Below are 19,487 nucleotides of genomic sequence, written 5' to 3'. Positions count from 1 at the left end.
GGGATAACATAATCCTCCGCTCAACAAGCAGTACCATAAAAATAACCCCACTCTCTACAAGGCTCGGGGCGCCCGGAAAGGGCAAATACAGGTCAGCGACAACGACAGGCAAATGCCTAAATTCGGAATCAAAAAATATGTGTGGAATTGTTGGCGCTATCGCGCAGCGTGATGTAGCTGAAATCCTTCTCGAAGGTTTACGTCGTCTGGAATATCGTGGTTATGACTCTGCTGGTCTGGCCGTTGTCGATGCTGAAGGCAACATGACCCGTCTGCGTCGTCTGGGTAAAGTGCAGATGCTGACTGCTGCTGCGGAAGAACATCCGCTGCATGGTGGTACAGGTATCGCTCATACCCGTTGGGCGACACACGGTGAACCTTCAGAAGCGAACGCGCATCCCCATGTTTCTGAACACATTGTTGTGGTGCATAACGGCATCATTGAAAACCATGAACCTCTGCGTGAACTACTGAAAACCCGTGGTTACACCTTTGTTTCTGAAACCGACACCGAAGTGATTGCTCACCTGGTGCATTGGGAACTGGAACAGGGTGGTACGCTGCGTGAAGCCGTACTGCGTACTATTCCACAGTTGCGCGGTGCCTATGGCACGGTGATCATGGATACCCGTAACCCGGAAACTCTGCTGGCGGCCCGTTCAGGTAGCCCGCTGGTGATTGGTCTGGGGATGGGGGAAAACTTTATCGCTTCCGATCAGCTGGCGTTGCTGCCGGTAACCCGTCGTTTTATCTTCCTGGAAGAAGGTGACATCGCGGAGGTGACCCGTCGTTCAGTCTCTATTTTTGACAAGTCTGGCGCACAAGTGAAGCGTCAGGATATCGAATCGAATCTGCAGTATGACGCGGGCGAAAAAGGTATTTATCGCCACTACATGCAGAAAGAGATCTACGAACAGCCGAACGCAATTAAAAATACGCTGACCGGGCGCATTAGTCACGGTGAAGTGGATTTAAGCGAGCTGGGTTCACGTGCCAACGAGTTGCTGTCTCAGGTTGAGCATATCCAGATTATCGCCTGCGGTACGTCCTACAACTCCGGCATGGTGTCCCGCTACTGGTTTGAATCGCTGGCTGGTATTCCTTGTGATGTCGAAATCGCTTCCGAGTTCCGCTATCGCAAATCCGCCGTGCGTCGTAACAGTCTGATGATTACCCTTTCCCAGTCCGGTGAAACGGCGGATACCCTGGCGGGTCTGCGCTTATCTAAAGAGCTGGGCTATCTGGGCTCGCTGGCTATTTGTAACGTACCGGGATCTTCTCTGGTGCGCGAATCCGACCTGGCGATGATGACCAATGCCGGTACCGAAATCGGTGTGGCCTCCACGAAAGCATTTACCACCCAACTGACCGTTCTGCTGATGCTGGTGGCGAAACTGTCTCGTCTGAAAGGTCTGGATGCGTCTATCGAGCAGGAGATCGTTCATGGTCTGCAGGCACTGCCGAGCCGTATTGAGCAGATGCTGTCTCAGGACAAACGCATTGCCGCTCTGGCGGAAGGTTTCTCAGACAAACACCATGCGCTGTTCCTGGGCCGTGGCGATCAGTACCCGATTGCGCTGGAAGGCGCGCTGAAGCTGAAAGAGATCTCTTATATTCACGCTGAAGCTTATGCTGCAGGCGAACTGAAACACGGTCCGCTGGCGCTGATTGATGCCGATATGCCGGTTATCGTAGTTGCGCCGAACAACGAACTGCTGGAAAAACTGAAATCCAACATTGAAGAAGTTCGCGCTCGTGGCGGTCAGTTGTACGTCTTTGCGGACCAGGATGCTGGCTTTACCAGCAGCGAAAACATGCACATCATTGAGATGCCGCATGTGGAAGAGGTGATTGCACCGATCTTCTACACCGTTCCGCTGCAGTTGCTGGCGTATCACGTGGCGCTGATTAAAGGCACCGACGTGGACCAGCCGCGTAACCTGGCAAAGTCGGTTACCGTAGAGTAATCCGCACTTAACTGAACTGAAAATGCCCTGCTGTAAGTGGGGCATTTTTTTAGCTTGTTCTGTTTTTAATCAATTATCCCGCCTGTTTTATGTGACAAACCGTCATCTTCAACTACTGTTTTCAGTGTCATAAAAAGAAAATTTCAGCGAAATGTTATTGTCATGATGGTAATTAACATCCTGTTTTAAATGTATTTTTAGATAAAAAACTTCCCGAGTTTTTCATTGTCATAAAACTGTCATATTTCGTACATTTAACTGTCACCTGTTTGTCCTATTTTGCTCACAGTAGCAACTCAAACAACGATTTACGAAAACCGTGCAGGAGACATTATGAAAGTTATGCGTACCACTGTCGCAACTGTTGTCGCCGCGACCTTATCCATGAGCGCGTTTTCTGCGTTTGCAGCAGCGAGCCTGACAGGTGCAGGTGCAACCTTCCCTGCGCCAGTGTATGCCAAATGGGCAGATACCTATCAGAAAGAGACCGGTAGCAAAGTAAACTACCAGGGTATCGGCTCCTCCGGTGGTGTAAAACAAATTACGGCCAATACCGTTGATTTCGGCGCCTCTGACGCACCGTTGTCTGACGAGAAACTGGCGCAAGAAGGCCTGTTCCAGTTCCCGACTGTTATTGGTGGTGTGGTGCTGGCGGTGAACATCCCTGGCCTGAAATCCGGCGAACTGGTGCTGGACGGTAAAACGCTGGGCGACATCTACCTCGGTAAAATTAAGAAGTGGGATGATGAAGCCATCACCAAACTGAACCCGGGTCTGAAGCTGCCTTCTCAGAATATCGCCGTTGTGCGTCGTGCTGACGGTTCCGGTACTTCCTTCGTTTTCACCAGCTACCTGGCGAAAGTGAACGAAGAGTGGAAATCTAAAATTGGTTCCGGCTCTACCGTTAACTGGCCGACCGGTCTGGGCGGTAAAGGTAACGACGGTATCGCTGCGTTCGTACAGCGTCTGCCGGGTTCTATCGGCTACGTTGAGTACGCTTACGCTAAGCAGAACAACCTGGCGTACACCAAGCTGGTCTCTGCTGATGGCAAACCGGTAAGTCCGACCGAAGAAAACTTTGCCAACGCTGCAAAAGGCGCTGACTGGAGCAAAACCTTCGCTCAGGATCTGACTAACCAGAAAGGTGACGATGCGTGGCCGATCACTTCCACCACCTTCATCCTGGTGCATAAAGAGCAGAAGAAACCTGAGCAGGGCGCTGAAGTGCTGAAGTTCTTCGATTGGGCGTACAAAAATGGTGGCAAACAGGCTAATGACCTGGATTACGCCAGCCTGCCGGACAGCGTGGTTGAGCAGATTCGTGCTGCATGGAAGACCAACGTGAAGGACAGCAGCGGTAAAGCGCTGTACTAAATACCCGTCATACTTCGAGCCGCAGCTGTGTTGGCTGTGCTTGTTCACCCCAGTCACATAGTGAATCTATGCTCCTGGGTATTCACAAGCTTGCCGCCTTGCTGCAACTCGAATTATTTAGGGTATGGCATTACGTTAGCCGGGAAGCACGATAAAATGCGTGCTTCCTGGCCCAAACTTAAAGAGTGATTTATGGCTGCAACCAAGCCTGCTTTGAACCCACCGGGTAAAAAAGGTGACATGATATTCAGCGCGCTGGTAAAACTGGCTGCGCTGATTGTGCTATTGATGTTGGGTGGCATTATTGTCTCTCTGGTTATCTCCTCCTGGCCAAGCATTCAGAAATTTGGCTTCTCCTTTCTGTGGACTAAAGAATGGGATGCGCCAAACGATATCTACGGTGCATTAGTACCGATTTACGGTACGCTGGTCACCTCGCTTATCGCACTGCTGATCGCCGTTCCGGTGAGTTTTGGCATTGCCTTATTCCTGACTGAACTTGCTCCTGGCTGGCTGCGTCGCCCGCTGGGTATCGCTATTGAATTGCTGGCGGCAATTCCGAGTATCGTGTACGGCATGTGGGGCCTGTTTATCTTTGCCCCGCTGTTTGCGACTTACTTCCAGGAGCCGGTCGGGAACATCCTTTCCAACATTCCGTTTGTTGGCGCGCTGTTTGCGGGTCCGGCGTTTGGTATCGGTATTCTGGCCGCTGGCGTGATCCTCGCTATCATGATCATCCCGTACATTGCGGCGGTTATGCGCGATGTGTTCGAACAAACGCCGGTGCTGATGAAAGAGTCAGCCTACGGCATCGGTTGTACTACCTGGGAAGTTATCTGGCGCATCGTCCTGCCGTTCACCAAAAACGGCGTGATCGGCGGCGTGATGCTCGGTCTGGGCCGCGCGCTGGGTGAAACCATGGCGGTGACGTTCATCATCGGTAACACCTACCAGCTCGATAGTGCCTCGCTGTACATGCCGGGCAACAGTATTACTTCTGCGCTGGCGAATGAATTTGCCGAAGCGGAATCAGGACTGCACGTTGCCGCGTTGATGGAACTGGGCCTGATTCTGTTTGTGATTACCTTCATCGTGCTGGCGGCGTCTAAGTTCATGATCATGCGCCTTGCGAAGAACGAGGGGGCACGCTAATGGCTACGCTTGAAATGCAAAACACCGCTGCGCTTGCGGAATCCCGCCGTAAAATGCAGGCGCGTCGTCGTCTCAAGAACCGCATCGCGCTGACGCTCTCTATGGCGACCATGGCATTCGGTCTGTTCTGGCTTATCTGGATCCTGATGTCCACGATCACCCGCGGTATTGACGGTATGTCACTGGCGCTGTTCACCGAAATGACACCTCCGCCGAATACGGCTGGTGGTGGTCTGGCGAATGCCCTGGCCGGTAGCGGACTGTTAATTCTGTGGGCGACCGTGTTTGGTACACCGCTTGGTATTATGGCGGGCATCTACCTGGCAGAGTACGGACGTAAGTCCTGGCTGGCTGAGGTGATCCGCTTTATCAACGACATCCTGCTTTCTGCGCCATCAATCGTGGTCGGTCTGTTCGTTTACACCATCGTGGTAGCAAAAATGGAGCACTTCTCCGGCTGGGCGGGCGTTATCGCGCTGGCGCTGCTGCAGGTGCCCATTGTTATTCGTACCACGGAGAACATGCTTAAGCTGGTACCGGATAGCCTGCGTGAAGCCGCCTATGCGCTGGGTACGCCGAAATGGAAGATGATTTCTGCTATCACCCTGAAGGCGTCTGTCTCAGGCATCATTACAGGCGTTTTGCTGGCTATTGCACGTATCGCAGGTGAAACGGCTCCGCTGCTGTTTACGTCGCTCTCCAATCAGTTCTGGAGCACCGACATGATGCAGCCTATCGCCAACCTGCCGGTCACTATCTTTAAGTTTGCGATGAGCCCGTTTGCTGAGTGGCAGCAACTGGCCTGGGCCGGGGTACTGATTATTACCCTGTGCGTACTGCTGCTGAACATTCTGGCGCGCGTCATTTTCGCGAAGAAGAAACACGGTTAAGACGAAGTGCCGGATGGCGGCGTAAACGCCTTATCCGGCCTACGATTGAAGACATTTGTAGGCCTGAAAGCTGCGCGCCATCAGGCATGATGAGGAAAAGATTGAAATGAGTATGGTTGATACTGCCCCGGGTAAGATTCAGGTTCGTGATTTGAACTTCTACTATGGCAAGTTCCATGCCCTGAAGAACATCAACCTGGATATTGCCAAAAACCAGGTAACGGCGTTTATCGGGCCGTCAGGCTGTGGTAAATCGACGTTGCTGCGTACGTTCAATAAAATGTTTGAACTGTACCCGGAACAGCGTGCGGAAGGCGAAATCCTGCTGGATGGCGACAATATTCTCACCAACACTCAGGATATCGCTCTGCTGCGTGCCAAAGTGGGCATGGTATTCCAGAAGCCGACGCCGTTCCCGATGTCCATCTACGACAACATCGCTTTTGGCGTGCGTCTGTTTGAGAAACTCTCTCGTGCGGATATGGACGAGCGTGTGCAGTGGGCATTGACCAAGGCCGCGCTGTGGAACGAAACCAAAGATAAATTACACCAGAGCGGGTACTCTCTCTCCGGTGGTCAGCAGCAGCGTCTGTGTATTGCGCGTGGGATCGCCATTCGCCCGGAAGTGCTTCTGCTTGATGAGCCGTGTTCAGCGCTCGACCCTATTTCTACCGGGCGTATCGAAGAGCTGATCACTGAGCTGAAAGAGGATTACACCGTCGTTATCGTTACCCACAACATGCAGCAGGCTGCGCGTTGTTCCGATCACACGGCATTTATGTACCTGGGCGAGTTGATTGAGTTCAGTAACACGGACGATCTGTTCACCAAGCCCGCGAAGAAACAAACTGAAGACTACATCACCGGTCGTTACGGCTGATTCAGGAGCTTGTTGTGGATAATCTTAACCTTAATAAACATATTTCCGGCCAGTTCAATGCAGAGCTGGAAAGCATCCGTACCCAGGTGATGACCATGGGCGGCATGGTCGAGCAGCAGCTTTCTGATGCGATTACCGCCATGCACAATCAGGACAGTGAGCTGGCGAAGCGCGTCATTGAGGGCGATAAGAACGTCAATATGATGGAAGTGGCGATCGACGAGGCCTGCGTGCGTATCATTGCCAAGCGTCAGCCGACCGCCAGTGACTTGCGTCTGGTGATGGCGATTATCAAAACGATCGCTGAGCTGGAACGTATTGGCGACGTTGCGGATAAAATTTGCCGCACCGCGCTGGAGAAATTTTCTCAACAGCATCAGCCGCTGCTGGTAAGCCTGGAATCACTGGGGCGCCACACTGTACAAATGCTGCATGACGTGCTGGATGCGTTTGCGCGTATGGATCTTGACGAAGCGGTACGTATTTATCGCGAAGATAAGAAAGTCGACCAGGAGTATGAAGGTATCGTGCGTCAGCTGATGACCTACATGATGGAAGATCCGCGTACCATTCCAAGCGTGCTGACCGCGCTGCTCTGCGCGCGCTCCATCGAGCGTATCGGTGACCGTTGCCAGAATATCTGCGAATACATCTTCTACTTCGTGAAGGGACAAGACTTCCGTCACGTGGGCGGTGATGAGCTGGATAAGCTGCTGGCGGGCAAAGATCCGAAAGAGTGAGAAAGATACTCGTCATCCGTCACGTTGCTGGTGTGTTGGCTTTGTTACCCGGCGCACCCCGCCCTCAGTGAGGGCGGGGTGCGTAGCGTAGCCGAAGGCTGGAACGCACTGTCAAAAGAGACGCAACAGATCCTGAACTCAGCCGCTGGCTTAACGACGAAGAGGAATGGGTTTACCTGCAGGGAAGCGGGGTCTGGGGTCGGTTCAGTCGTAATCGTCCTTTTTTTCTGGCTCGGTTTAGCGAGCGCTACGCAAGCAGTTTCATCAGCATATAGGTATGACCATCAACAATTACCTGTGACAGCTGTACCTCTGCCACGCACAATACTTGCAACATACCGAACGGCTGATTGGCGATGCAGTATGGGTTTGAAGGCAGTTACGACTTTTCGTTGATGTCTAACCGTGAGATTGGCATGACGCCGGAACAGCGACAGTCGCGCGGTCATATAGCAGTAGAATAGATTATATTTTCTTATTTAATATCTGAATTTTTTGTTCTGATTTTTGATGAAAAATAAAATAAACATTTAATGCTCTGTGCAATAAGTCACAGTTATTGCCATTTTTTTTGCGCTACACTCGCTTTATTATTTCGTGGGAGCTTATGTTAATGTCATTCATATTGCGATTATTAAAAAGCATGACTTTAATTTTGCTCTCCATCGACAGCAAAATTAAAGTCATACTTGCTGATTCATGCTGGTTTAATTCCGTCAACGATTTGGTTGAAATTGATATTACTCCTACCTCTTGTGCCGAAAACCTGATAACCCAGAAATGGTCCTTGCTTTGGGATTGTGCAGGTCAGGCTCTCTGTTCTGGTTTTAGACAGTCGTGCGAAATGAAAAGATATGCTCATCGTCAGTTTCCGCAGGTGTTGCTGTGCTCGCGTAAGCGCGATGAGCTAACTTTCAGCTTCCGTATTTCCAGCCTGCATCAGCTCGTGGTTTGTCGCCACGCCAGTGGTGCCGATAGCGACGGCGTAGTGAATAACCAAATCTGCCTTTCTCAAAGCACAATGCGCGCTCTCGCTATTGTGCTTTTTTTATTGCCTGAATCGACCAGAAGGATGCGCTATGTACATTGTTTGTGTTGCTGCTTGCCCAACGGTCTTAGCCCTGACTACCCGGCATTGCGCGGTAAAGAAAAAGATTGTGTGCATAATATGACTGTGGCCTGGAGAGGAAATAAAACCTGGGTGCCTTACGTCGAATTGGGATGATGGTTCATATGTGAAAGATGGCAAAACTTATCGTGATGCCTGGGAGATGCGTTATCGCGTAGGTATTACCTACAAACTCTAATTATTTTTTTTGATAAAAATAAGGATATTCAATGAGAGTAATTTCCATAGCCGGAATAACGGCGTTTTTACTCTGTAGCCATGCTGCTGCTACTGAAAATTATCAATATCGCGTCGCATTTATGCCGGATATCCATTTTCATGATGTGTACGGCGAATTTCAGGATGGCGCATTTAGCGGGCTAAAGAATCGCAAAAGTGGGCAGCGTGCGATGATTCGCACCATGTATGCTCAGCTCACGTCAACGCGATTATTTAATGAAAACTACTTTGCCCTGCGTGCAGCACTGGATGACGCCGGGAAAAAGGGGATCAAACTGATCGCGCTTCCCGGTGATTTTAGCGATGACGGGCAGTCTGTGCATATTCGCGGGTTAGTAACCCTGCTGAAGGAGTATGAGCAAAAGTATGCAATGCGATTCTTTGCAACGCCGGGTAATCATGACCCAAACCGACCCTTTGATTTACCCGATGGGGAAGAGGATTTCTTAGGTCAGGGAGGGAAAACTCAACGTATTTTTAGTTTTGGCGCCAAAGAGTGTACGGGTTATCAGGGAAAAACTGCGCTTATCTCAACAGGTGCGGAACTGCCGACCATCTGTAGCGAAGAGATGGTAAGCCGTGGTTATGAGTACATCATGAAAATGATGTCCCCATTCGGTATCGATCCGCAGCCTGAAGATATTTACTGGGAAACGCCTTATTCATCCTATGGGCAGCAGGATTATACGTTTGCCAAAGCAAAGCAAGCCAGCGACTTCCGCCAGCGGCAGTATGAAATCTGTGCTCAGGGAACAGGCGGTTCATATCGACAACCAGATTATGGCCCCTGTTTTACCGTCGCTGACAGCAGCTATCTCGTTGAGCCGATACCAGGCCTATGGCTGCTGGCCGTTGATGCGAATGTTTACGTGCCGCGCGAGGATGCGGACCTGACGAATCCGCAGTCTGCTAAAAACTTCGCGGGTTCAGGTGACGCAGGCTACAACAAAATGCTCACTCACAAGCAGCAGGTCGTGGCGTGGATGACGTCCGTTGCCATGCGAGCAAAAGAGCAGAAAAAGACGCTGATTACCTTTAGCCATTTCCCTATGGTGGAGTTTGATAACGGCGCTGCCAGCGATCTGGAATCCATCTTTGGCAAAGGTAAATTTCAGTTGAAGCGGGCTCCGAAGGAGGATACCAGCCATGCGTTAGCGAAAACAGGTATTGGCGTACACGTTGGCGGACATATGCACTTTAACGATACCGGCGTGCGTAAATATCCTGACGGCAGCCTGCTATTTAATATTCAGGCACCTTCCATGGCGGCCTACGTCCCAGCGTATAAAATCCTCAATTTCGCTAACCGTAGCGAAATCGATGTTCAGACCGTTACCCTGGACAGCGTCCCGCGCTTTAATGAGCTTTTTGAACATTATCAGCAAGAGTGGGAGCATCTGAAAGCGACGGGCTCTGCGCATTTATGGAACAAGGCGGTGCTGAGTGCGAAGGATTATTATGACTTTACTAACTGGCATATTACCGAGCTCACCCGGCTGCGCTTTATTCCCGAAGAGTGGCCGTGTGAAATTCGGCAGATGCTTTTTAGCCTGAATGGTGCGGAAATGCTGACGCTGAGTCAGTTGAGCAGTCATAACTCTTGGCAAGATGTTCTGACTGTACCTATGAGCAGCGATCGTGCCGTGTGCGCTAAAGGAGACGTGCCTCCTGTCAGGTCTATCGGGCAAATTTACCTGCAAAAAAATGCTGGAGCATGGCAGTTGGCGCGGCAAAAAGCGCTAACTTTAGCTCGGGATGCCGGAATGACGCTGGAGCAGTTTGCATCCTGGAACGGCTTTGATTTGGCGGTGGATTTTTATCGTCTGCGCAATGCCGATGAGCTGGCGCTGCGCGATATTTCCGCGCAACGCTTACGCGAATATCATTTGCTAACCCGCACGTTGGCGCATTCCTTACCAGATGAGGCTTCTGCGGTGATGGCGGATAGCGATTTCGAGACTATTTTCCGCCTGCGTTTTGGCAGTATTTTTAGCGTTATCGATAAATACCTGCGGGGCGGCCCTTCACGAAATTTCCACCTGAATAGCGAAACGGGGGAAATCTCCGCGCGTTAAAACCTCGCCCCTGCCACATCGGCAGGGGCGAGGTTTTAACGCCATTCCCAGACCGACGATATGGGCACGGCGATAAGCACCACACATGGCGAAGGCTGGCGATTTTATGTACCGGGCCACGCATACAGACTTGAAATCAAACCTAAAGGTAATCTTTAACTGCTCACCAGGCATATTGATGTCAACCCGATCACCAACCCGACCTAAACGGCGCATTGCGCTGGCAGTCGCGCAACTGCTGCTCCCGGATGCCAATCCTCAGCGTATGGAGATCGACAACTTCCACGAATTGCCCATTGACCCTCAAACCCCTTATACGGCATCTGCTTCTGACCAGATTTATCAGATAATCATCATTGCTATGATAATATCTATCATTAAATATTTGTTTTTATCATGAACCATTTGGGTGTGACTATCGTCATAAATTATCCGTTTCTGAAAATATAGCATCACCTCAGCCAGAGACCAGATAAATAGTTTTCTGGCATTATTGATTAATATGAAAAAATAATGAGGTGAAATATGAAGACGCTTTATACCCCGTTTATAGATGTCACCGTAAATGCAGAATGGTCTGACTGGCAAGATTATCCCAATGGCCGTCCAAATCCGCTTTATTCTCAGGAAGCTAAAGCGTGGGAGGTAGACGGTCTGGTATTTGGTTTTATTACTTTATCAGCGAACAAAAAAGCCTGCTGGGCTGCCCAGGACACCATGCCGATGGACTGGGCATTGCCGTTAGCAAACGATCTCAATGCGGCCGGTAAAAAGGTTATTATTTCTTTTGGCGGCGCGGTGAATAGCGATATATCAACCTATTTTAGCACTTCCGAATTGGTTGAAATTTACCAGTCTTTTATTGATGATTATTCTGCATATGGCCTGGATTTTGATCTGGAAAATGGTCAGTATAATATCAGTAATATTTGTGAAGCGCTGAAAGTGGTAACTAAAAATAATCCAGAAGTCGCTATTTCCTTTACTTTGCCCACCATGCCAACCGGTTTAACTAGTACTGGGGTGAATATTGTAAAACAAGCGCATAATACCGGATTAACGTTTGTGGTAAACGGTATGGCAATGGATTATTACAGCGCGCAGTATCGTGCTGATATGGGTAAATCTGCGGTTGACGCAGCCCGCAGCATCGCCAGTCAGTTAGCCTCTCTGTCAGTGAGCGGCGGCTACTCGGCGGTGGCGGTTACACCGATGATAGGTATGAATGACGATGGTAGCATGTTTAAACTTCATGATGCCGATACGCTGGCCACCTTTGCCAAACAGAATGGCATGAATTTTATCGGTATCTGGGATTTTAACCGCGACAATCCTTCGTCTTACACCTATGTTGACCTGACAACCAGCAGCAACCCGGAACAGCGTGTGGCCGGGGAATATTGCAGCCATTTTGTTAATGGCCTCACCAAATAAGCGCTGATTTGAAAAAGAACGATAACCCCGCTGTTTTCGGTGGGGTTATCTTTTCCCGCGAACGCAGATTGTGTGATGGTTGCTTATTTAACGCGTAATATTCCAACCCCGCGCCTTCCACAACGCTGGCAACTGCGCCAGATCGGTAAACGTCGTCACTTTTGGATGATCGATTGGTTTGTTATGCGGATCGGCGCAGAAGTAAAATACTTCCATCCCTGCAGCAATCCCCGCCTGGGCACCTGCGCTGGAGTCATCAACCAGAATGCAGTTCTCAACGTTAACGTCCATCGCTTTCGCCGCATGGAACATCAGGGCCGGATCGGGTTTCCAGCGTTGAATATCGTAGCCGCTGAACAGCAAATCAGGGAAATGGTGCAACATACCCAGCTTACCCAGCGAGTGCTGCATTTTGCTGACCGGACCGTTAGATACCACGCTCATAGGGACGGTCATGCTGTCCAGCAGCGCATTGGCTCCGGCAATCACCTCCAGTTCCGTATCGAACAGACGTGCGACCTCTGCGCGGTAAACCGGTTCTAATTCGGCTTTTGCCAGTTCGACACCGTGCTCTTCGTTGATAATGTCGATGATCTCGTACAGCTTTACCCCCTTGAAGCGTTTAAAAGTTTCTTCAAGATCGAGCGTAATGCCGAACGCCTGGAACATGCTGACATACGCGCGAGAACAAATCACTTCACTGTCGACAAGGGTACCGTCACAGTCAAAAAATACGGCTTCTATCTGGGACATGTCATTTCCGTTTTAACAAGTTTAACGTTTTCGTAATGCATTATTGGGCGACGCAATCGTTGCCGTATAAGCAAAATCAATGAAAAAAGTTGCTCATAACCCAACCCTATTGTCGCATTTTGGTATAGGATAGCGACGAATTTTCCCTCCTTGTTCGGAAATTGATAATGAGTCAACAACACACAACCCAGGCTTCTGGCCAGGGGATGCTGGAACGCGTGTTCAAACTGCGCGAACATGGCACGACGGCACGGACCGAAGTGATCGCCGGTTTAACCACCTTCCTGACGATGGTGTATATCGTTTTTGTTAACCCGCAAATTCTTGGCGTGGCTGGCATGGATACCAGCGCCGTCTTTGTGACCACCTGCCTGATTGCTGCATTTGGTAGCATCCTGATGGGCCTGTTTGCCAACCTGCCGGTCGCACTTGCGCCTGCTATGGGTCTGAATGCGTTCTTCGCCTTCGTGGTCGTTGGCGCGATGGGCCTGTCATGGCAGATCGGTATGGGCGCAATCTTCTGGGGCGCGGTAGGTCTGCTGCTACTGACGATTTTCCGCGTACGTTACTGGATGATTGCCAACATCCCGGTTAGTTTGCGCGTGGGGATCACCAGCGGTATTGGTCTGTTCATCGGCATGATGGGGCTGAAAAACGCTGGTGTTATCGTCGCCAACCAAGACACCCTGGTGTCTATTGGCAACCTGACGTCCCACAGCGTACTGCTCGGTATTCTGGGCTTCTTTATCATCGCGATTCTGGCTTCACGTAACATCCATGCGGCGGTACTGATCTCTATCATTGTGACCACGCTGCTGGGTTGGATGCTGGGCGATGTCCATTACAACGGGATCGTCTCCGCGCCGCCGAGCGTAATGTCCGTTATCGGGCATGTTGATCTGGCTGGTTCGTTTAACATTGGTCTTGCGGGCGTAATTTTCTCGTTCATGCTGGTCAACCTGTTCGACTCCTCCGGTACGCTAATTGGCGTCACGGATAAAGCCGGTCTGGCGGATGCGAAGGGTAAGTTTCCGCGCATGAAGCAGGCGCTGTATGTGGATAGCGTGTCATCGGTTGCTGGTGCGTTTATCGGTACTTCTTCCGTTACCGCGTATATCGAGTCTTCTTCCGGGGTTTCTGTCGGTGGACGTACTGGCCTGACCGCGGTAGTTGTCGGCCTGTTGTTCCTGCTGGTTATCTTCCTGTCGCCGCTGGCGGGAATGGTACCGGGATATGCGGCCGCTGGTGCGCTGATTTACGTTGGCGTCCTGATGACATCAAGCCTGTCACGCGTGAAGTGGGATGACCTGACTGAAGCCGTTCCGGCGTTTATTACCGCCGTGATGATGCCGTTTAGCTTCTCGATTACCGAAGGTATCGCGCTGGGCTTTATTTCCTACTGTGTGATGAAAATCGGTACCGGACGTTTCCGCGATCTCAGCCCATGCGTCATCGTTGTCGCACTGCTGTTTGTGTTGAAGATTGTGTTTATCGACGCGCATTAATTGCCGCTGAGACGGTGCTGCGCGAGGCGTGTAGACCTGATAAGCGCAGCGCCATCAGGCAAATTTGATAACCGGATACGGCCCGCCAGGCATTGCAGCCAGCGGGCTTTTTCTTTTAGGCTTTCACACGCTGGATGTAGTCGCCAAATGCGGTCAGCTGGCCGGTTAGATGGTCCAGCGTACTTTGGTCGATCACTTCACCCGTCTGCGGGTCCACTTTGTTCTGAATCACGCCGCCCATAAATTCCGGCTTGTTCATTACCATGGCGTCGAGGAACACCAGGATCTGACGCAGATGATACTGGCAGCGCGCGCCGCCAATGGCGCCCATGGAGCTGGTCTGGATCAGCACCGGCTTACCCGATAATGGCTGATCCGGCAGGCGGGACAGCCAGTCGATGGCGTTCTTCAGTCCGCCAGGCACGGAATAGTTATATTCCGGTGTCACGATGACGACACCGTCAGCCTTCCTGATTTGCTCTGCCAGCGCTTCTACGCTTGCCGGAAAACCTTCTTCCTGCTGGAGGTCGGCATCGTACAGTGGGATATCACCAATTGATGGCAACGCGTTGACTTCCATTCCTGCTGGAGCAATCTTGGGCAGCGTACGGGCAACCATTCCATTAAACGAACCTTTGCGTAGACTTCCCAGTAACGTAACAACATTCAATGTTTCTGACATGGTGACTCCTGTTTCATCATAAAGGTTAAATCAAAGCGTATGGCTCTTCGCTGCGCATAATTGAGAGAACCGGATCAGACGACCCGTAGGCTCATTGGCGCGGGTCTGGATATCAGGCAAACTTTTCCAGTCCTGTTTACCATCAAACTCCCAAACCTTGAGTTTTTCAATGGTTGGCGTAACCGCAACCGACCACACCAGAACATCTTCCGCATCGCAAATGGCTTCAACCTGCGCAACATGGGCACATTTCAGACGTCCTGCGCCGGGTAAAAGCTGGAGTTCGTGTGGATCATCATTGCTTACATCGCCGGTGAGTTTGAGTACGCTCTGGCGCAACGTAATGAGCTGCGCGCGTGCTTCGTTGGGGTCGTTTTGGTTATTGATCCACAGATTTTCGTTGCTGGAGAAGCGCCATGTTTCCGTTGAATGCGGATGGTGAAAGCTGCGGGTAGCTCGCTGCAGTTCCATATCCAGCCCGCACGTTCCTTCAGTTGTTAGCGCAACGCCAACGATATTCCCGGCATAAGAAATCGAAAATCCCGGCAGGTTCTTATCGCGAAAAACGGGCTTACCTTTGGCCTGAGTAACAATCTCGGGCAGCGTACTGGTGCCGTAAAGCATAAACATCAGTTCAGCGAGTAAACTTCGGGAAGCCAGGAAACGTGTTCGGCGATGAGCGGGGAGATCTCTTGCTTCGATATGACATGGAGAAGGGAGGCGAGCTGAAACCAGGTGTCCCTCCGTAAGAATCCCTCTGGCAAAATGTGTCGCCATTTTTCGCTCCGTGATTAATGGTCCGTGATAATTACCAGAGTAACATTTACGCGGCATCCAGGCAGGCTTTGCTGCCCAAAAAGTAAGCTGAAATAGAATACATTACGCGATATTTACATTTCTGTTGCCAGAATAGTCGATTTGGCAACAAAGTGGCGGTGCAACGTCAGGACATATCGCGATAAAGCGCCTTGATGGTGTCTTTCAACCAGACGATCTTAGGATTATGACTGTTACGTTTGTGCCAAAGAAGGGTGAACGGTACGCGCATTTTTTCCAGCTGCGCGGCATCAAAAGGCATAGGGCGCGCCACGAGCGGAAGCTGGTGGAGTTGGTTATAACGCTGGCAATAAACCGGAGCTGTGGCTATTAGCGCATGATCCGGCTGGGCGGCCATAAACAGCGACTGCTCAAAACCGGGCAGACATAACGCAATATTGCGCGCGCGCCCCATCTCTTGCAGGACTTCATCCAGTGCCCAGGTATCGCTTTGCTCCCAGCTAATGCTGATGTGCGGATAGCGTAGAAATGTGTCCAGATTCCACTCTTCCTGCAATGCCGGATGATCTTCACGTAGCCAGACGCAGGGGAGATCGGAAAACAGCACTTCATGGTCGATCGACAACGGCAGCAAACTCAACAGTTCACGCGAACGCGGATGGCTTTCCCGGCCAGTAAAGCCGATATCCACTTCGCCGCGGATAATTGCATCCAGCGAATCATAGTCCCAGTTGCGTATTTTGATCGTCGCCTGGGGATAACGCTGATAGATCTGTCGGGAGAGCGCGTTAAACATGATCATCACCAGCGGCGTTTCGGCCACCAGATCAAACTTCAGCCCGCGCGGCGCTTCATGGTGCGGCTTATCCAGCAACTGGTTGCTCATCTGCATCCACTCTGCCAGGTTCTGTTCCATGCTGACCATCAGCGGTGTTGGCGTTAGCCCCAGCGGGGTGTTTACAAACAGTGGATCGTCAAACCAGGCCCGCAGTTTAGACAGCGACTTGCTGACCGCCGACGGCGTGACGTTCATCCGTTTGGCTGTTTTGGTAACACTGCGTTCCTGCATCAATAGCTGCAGGCAGAGCAATAAATTAAGATCGAGACTGCTGAGGGATTTCTTCATGAGTTGGCGTGGACCGGTTAGGTGCAACTGTGATAATCAGCATGATACTCACTATGCTACAGCCAATCAGAATCCCGATCAGCATATTCAGCGCATCAAGACCGAGCACCGCCGCCAGCCATATCCACAGCGAGGAACCGCAAACCTGCGCAATACCTAACGCCGAGCTGGCAACGCCCGCACGCAGCGAGAAAGGTCCCAGCGCCTGGCTCATCGCGACACCGAAGCCGACCGAGAACCCGGCACAGATTAAGGTCAGCCCAAACAGCGTCACCATGTGCGTACTGGCAAGGGTTAACACCACACCAGCAGACAGAAACAGCACTTGTGAGGTCAGCATCAGAACACGAGGTTTAAACACGCTCAGGGCGAATGGCGTAGAGAACGAGACCGCCATACTGATGCCTGCGGTCATGGCCATCGTGGTGGCGTACTCTCCACGGTCAAAGCCCATCACTTCCATCAACAGCACCGGCGAAGTATTCACGAAGGTCAGGATCACCGACACGCTGAGAGTGGTGATGGCCAGACGGCTTAAGAAAAAACGGTTCACCAGCGATTCAGATAGGTGGTTCTTCTCTGCAGATGCCGGGAGCGTCGCTGGGCGCGATTCTCGCAGGATAAACACTGACAGCAAGCAAACGGCCACACCCATACCGATCATCGTGTAGAACAGGCTCTGCCACGGGTATTTCAGCATAATCAGATGCCCCATCACCGGCGCCAGTACCGGCACGATACAGGTGATACCGTTCAACAGCGACAGTACCTTCGCCCGGCGGCGATCGTCGAGCGTATCGCGCAGGATGGCGAACGCCACCACATAGCAGCAGCCTGCGCCTACACCCTGAATAAAGCGGCCTGTGAGAAACGGCGTACCGCTTTCGGCGAATGAACACAGCGCAGAGGCGAAAATAAAGATGAGGGCGCCGACAATAGCGACGGGTTTGCGTCCTGACTGGTCGGCAATTTTCCCGGCAAACAGCATCGCCGTCGCCATTCCCGCCAGATAAACCGAAAACGCGATATGCAGTTGCGCCTCGCTGGCCTGTAAATCGGCAGCAATACGGGGCAGCCCCACCAGATACATATCAATACCCGCGGGATAGAGTAACACTAGGGCGAAGCTGCAGATTAGAAAGCGTGTCATAGCGACCTCATGAGGAATGTGGCGCTAAGCATACGGGCAGAGAGTCAACTGCACGAGTTGCCATTTGGACAACAGTGATTTCCATATGGGAAATCATTTGTGGCCGGCTAGCCGCTTTGCTTTATCCGACTTACGGGTACTGTAGGCCCGGTAAGCATCGCGCCACCGGGCAACACAACGTTATTTGCCAATACAGAAGCTGGAGAAAATCCTTCCCAGCAGATCGTCGGAGGTAAATTCCCCGGTGATCTCACTGAGGTTCTGCTGCGCCAGACGTAGTTCCTCTGCCAGCAATTCTCCGGCCCATGCTCCGAGCAGTTGGGCTTTACCCTGCTCGAGATGCTCCGCCGCTTCTGCCAGCGCCTGCAGGTGACGACGGCGCGCCAGGAAGCCGCCTTCCATATTGGTTTCAAAGCCCATGCTCTGTTTGAGATGGTTACGCAGCACGTCAACGCCTTCACCGGTACGCGCGGATAGGCGAACAAGTGAGTGGCCATTTACTTCGCTAAGACCCAGCGTCTCACCGGTAATATCCGCTTTGTTACGCACCACGGTAATCGGCAGTTTGGCTGGCAGACGGGCAATAAAGTCTGGCCAGATGTCAGCCGGGTCCACGGCGTCGGTGGTGGTGCCATCAACCATAAACAGAACGCGGTCGGCCTGTTCAATTTCCTGCCACGCGCGTTCGATACCAATGCGTTCAACTTCATCGCTGGCATCGCGCAGACCGGCAGTGTCGATGATGTGCAGCGGCATACCGTCGATATGAATATGCTCACGCAGTACGTCGCGAGTCGTACCCGCAATGTCGGTCACAATGGCCGCCTCACGACCTGCCAGCGCGTTCAGTAGGCTTGATTTTCCGGCATTTGGGCGACCGGCAATGACCACCTTCATCCCTTCGCGCAGCAGGCTGCCCTGACGCGCTTCGGCACGAACGGCATCGAGATCGCTGATAACGTTGTTGAGCTGCGCTTCAATCTTGCCATCAGACAGGAAGTCGATTTCTTCATCCGGAAAGTCGATCGCCGCTTCCACGTAGATGCGCAGGTGAGTGAGCGCTTCCACAAGATGATTTACCCGTGCAGAAAATGCGCCCTGCAACGAGTTCAGCGCCGAGCGAGCGGCTTGCTCTGAGCTGGCATCGATCAGGTCGGCAATTGCCTCTGCCTGGGCCAGATCAAGCTTATCATTGAGAAACGCACGCTCGGAGAATTCACCCGGTCTGGCAATGCGCAGCCCGGGAATGGTCAGAATATGTTTGAGCAGCAGATCGAGAATCACCGGACCGCCGTGGCCCTGAAGCTCTAAAACATCTTCACCGGTAAAGGAGTTCGGGCCGGGGAACCACAGGGCAATTCCCTGATCCAGCGTGCTGCCATCCGCGTCTTTAAACGGCAGATAGTCGGCATAGCGCGGTTTTGGTAGTTTCCCCAGTACGGTTTCTGCAACCTCGCGCGCCTTCAGGCCGGAGATGCGCAGGATACCCACGCCACCACGTCCCGGTGGGGTGGCCTGAGCGACGATGGTGTCGTTATGGTTCATGATAGCTCTCTTGTAAATGTAAAAAAGGCGGTCTAATGACCGCCTTCTCTGGCATTAACTTTACCGTGAATACTCGAAATAATTCAAGT

General features: G+C 51.7%; 16 protein-coding genes and 3 pseudogenes. 12 read left to right on the top strand and 7 right to left on the bottom strand.

Going from position 1 to position 19,487, the window contains the following annotated elements; translation table 11 throughout:
* The first annotated feature begins 137 nt into the window (after positions 1-137).
* The 10 genes and pseudogenes from glmS (at position 138) to ABIE10_RS19595 (ending at position 10,426) form a co-directional block, all read left to right on the top strand.
* Positions 138-1,967, top strand: a complete 1,830-nt coding sequence (gene glmS / locus ABIE10_RS19640) for a glutamine--fructose-6-phosphate transaminase (isomerizing) (RefSeq protein WP_016155081.1) — start codon at positions 138-140, stop codon at positions 1,965-1,967.
* A 333-nt stretch (positions 1,968-2,300) separates the two neighbouring features.
* Positions 2,301-3,341, top strand: a complete 1,041-nt coding sequence (gene pstS / locus ABIE10_RS19635) for a phosphate ABC transporter substrate-binding protein PstS (RefSeq protein WP_016155079.1) — start codon at positions 2,301-2,303, stop codon at positions 3,339-3,341.
* A 192-nt stretch (positions 3,342-3,533) separates the two neighbouring features.
* Positions 3,534-4,493, top strand: coding sequence for a phosphate ABC transporter permease PstC (gene pstC, locus ABIE10_RS19630; RefSeq protein WP_016155078.1), 960 nt, complete (start codon positions 3,534-3,536; stop codon positions 4,491-4,493).
* Complete coding sequence (pstA, locus tag ABIE10_RS19625; RefSeq protein WP_016155077.1) at positions 4,493-5,383, top strand: phosphate ABC transporter permease PstA; 891 nt, start codon at positions 4,493-4,495, stop codon at positions 5,381-5,383. The genes pstC and pstA overlap by 1 nt, the downstream gene beginning before the upstream one ends.
* A gap of 106 nt (positions 5,384-5,489) precedes the next feature.
* Positions 5,490-6,263, top strand: coding sequence for a phosphate ABC transporter ATP-binding protein PstB (gene pstB / locus ABIE10_RS19620; RefSeq protein ID WP_003023821.1), 774 nt, complete (start codon positions 5,490-5,492; stop codon positions 6,261-6,263).
* 14 nt (positions 6,264-6,277) lie between these two features.
* Entirely contained in the window at positions 6,278-7,003 is a 726-nt protein-coding gene (phoU, locus tag ABIE10_RS19615; protein ID WP_047498806.1) for a phosphate signaling complex protein PhoU, read from the top strand.
* A 63-nt stretch (positions 7,004-7,066) separates the two neighbouring features.
* Positions 7,067-7,200, top strand: a pseudogene (locus ABIE10_RS19610) (VRR-NUC domain-containing protein); the annotation flags it as partial.
* 44 nt (positions 7,201-7,244) lie between these two features.
* Positions 7,245-7,467, top strand: a pseudogene (locus ABIE10_RS19605) (AraC family transcriptional regulator); the annotation flags it as partial.
* Between the two features lie 149 nt (positions 7,468-7,616).
* Positions 7,617-8,228, top strand: coding sequence for an oligogalacturonate-specific porin KdgM family protein (locus tag ABIE10_RS19600; protein WP_233623854.1), 612 nt, complete (start codon positions 7,617-7,619; stop codon positions 8,226-8,228).
* Positions 8,229-8,341: 113 nt separating this feature from the next.
* Positions 8,342-10,426 (top strand): metallophosphoesterase family protein, encoded by a 2,085-nt coding sequence (locus tag ABIE10_RS19595; RefSeq protein WP_200108507.1) that lies wholly within the window; start codon positions 8,342-8,344, stop codon positions 10,424-10,426.
* Positions 10,427-10,517: 91 nt separating this feature from the next.
* Here the strand turns inward: ABIE10_RS19595 and ABIE10_RS19590 are convergent.
* Positions 10,518-10,730, bottom strand: a pseudogene (locus ABIE10_RS19590) (diaminopimelate epimerase); the annotation flags it as partial.
* Between the two features lie 221 nt (positions 10,731-10,951).
* Between ABIE10_RS19590 and ABIE10_RS19585 the strand changes: the two are divergent.
* The gene (locus ABIE10_RS19585) at positions 10,952-11,860 is read left to right on the top strand and encodes a chitinase (RefSeq protein ID WP_049040614.1); all 909 of its coding nucleotides are present in this window, start codon (positions 10,952-10,954) and stop codon (positions 11,858-11,860) included.
* An 87-nt stretch (positions 11,861-11,947) separates the two neighbouring features.
* Here the strand turns inward: ABIE10_RS19585 and yieH are convergent, their stop codons facing one another.
* The gene (yieH, locus tag ABIE10_RS19580; RefSeq protein WP_016155076.1) at positions 11,948-12,613 is read right to left on the bottom strand and encodes a 6-phosphogluconate phosphatase; all 666 of its coding nucleotides are present in this window, start codon (positions 12,611-12,613) and stop codon (positions 11,948-11,950) included.
* 167 nt (positions 12,614-12,780) lie between these two features.
* Here yieH and adeP point away from each other — a divergent pair, with 167 nt between their 5' ends.
* Positions 12,781-14,118: an adenine permease AdeP gene (gene adeP, locus ABIE10_RS19575; RefSeq protein ID WP_016155075.1), complete on the top strand. Its 1,338-nt coding sequence runs from the start codon at positions 12,781-12,783 to the stop codon at positions 14,116-14,118.
* A 115-nt stretch (positions 14,119-14,233) separates the two neighbouring features.
* Here adeP and ABIE10_RS19570 read toward each other — a convergent pair whose 3' ends face one another.
* The 5 genes from ABIE10_RS19570 to mnmE form a co-directional block, all read right to left on the bottom strand.
* A complete protein-coding gene (locus ABIE10_RS19570) occupies positions 14,234-14,800 on the bottom strand; it encodes an NADPH-dependent FMN reductase (protein WP_003827046.1) in 567 nt (188 codons plus the stop codon).
* 30 nt (positions 14,801-14,830) lie between these two features.
* Complete coding sequence (locus ABIE10_RS19565; RefSeq protein ID WP_016157819.1) at positions 14,831-15,577, bottom strand: 4'-phosphopantetheinyl transferase family protein; 747 nt, start codon at positions 15,575-15,577, stop codon at positions 14,831-14,833.
* A gap of 166 nt (positions 15,578-15,743) precedes the next feature.
* Positions 15,744-16,703: an HTH-type transcriptional regulator YidZ gene (gene yidZ / locus ABIE10_RS19560; protein ID WP_016155073.1), complete on the bottom strand. Its 960-nt coding sequence runs from the start codon at positions 16,701-16,703 to the stop codon at positions 15,744-15,746.
* Positions 16,672-17,853, bottom strand: a complete 1,182-nt coding sequence (locus ABIE10_RS19555; protein ID WP_019078000.1) for an MFS transporter — start codon at positions 17,851-17,853, stop codon at positions 16,672-16,674. Before ABIE10_RS19555 ends, yidZ begins: the two co-directional genes overlap by 32 nt.
* Before the next feature lie 180 nt (positions 17,854-18,033).
* Positions 18,034-19,398: a tRNA uridine-5-carboxymethylaminomethyl(34) synthesis GTPase MnmE gene (mnmE, locus tag ABIE10_RS19550; protein WP_429156757.1), complete on the bottom strand. Its 1,365-nt coding sequence runs from the start codon at positions 19,396-19,398 to the stop codon at positions 18,034-18,036.
* Between the last annotated feature and the right edge of the window lie 89 nt (positions 19,399-19,487).

Origin of the sequence: Citrobacter sp. 506 (genome assembly GCF_050434985.1) — a bacterium.
Lineage (GTDB): Bacteria > Pseudomonadota > Gammaproteobacteria > Enterobacterales > Enterobacteriaceae > Citrobacter > Citrobacter braakii.
Note: the sequence above shows the minus strand (reverse complement) of the source record. Positions and strands in the feature narration are given on the sequence as shown.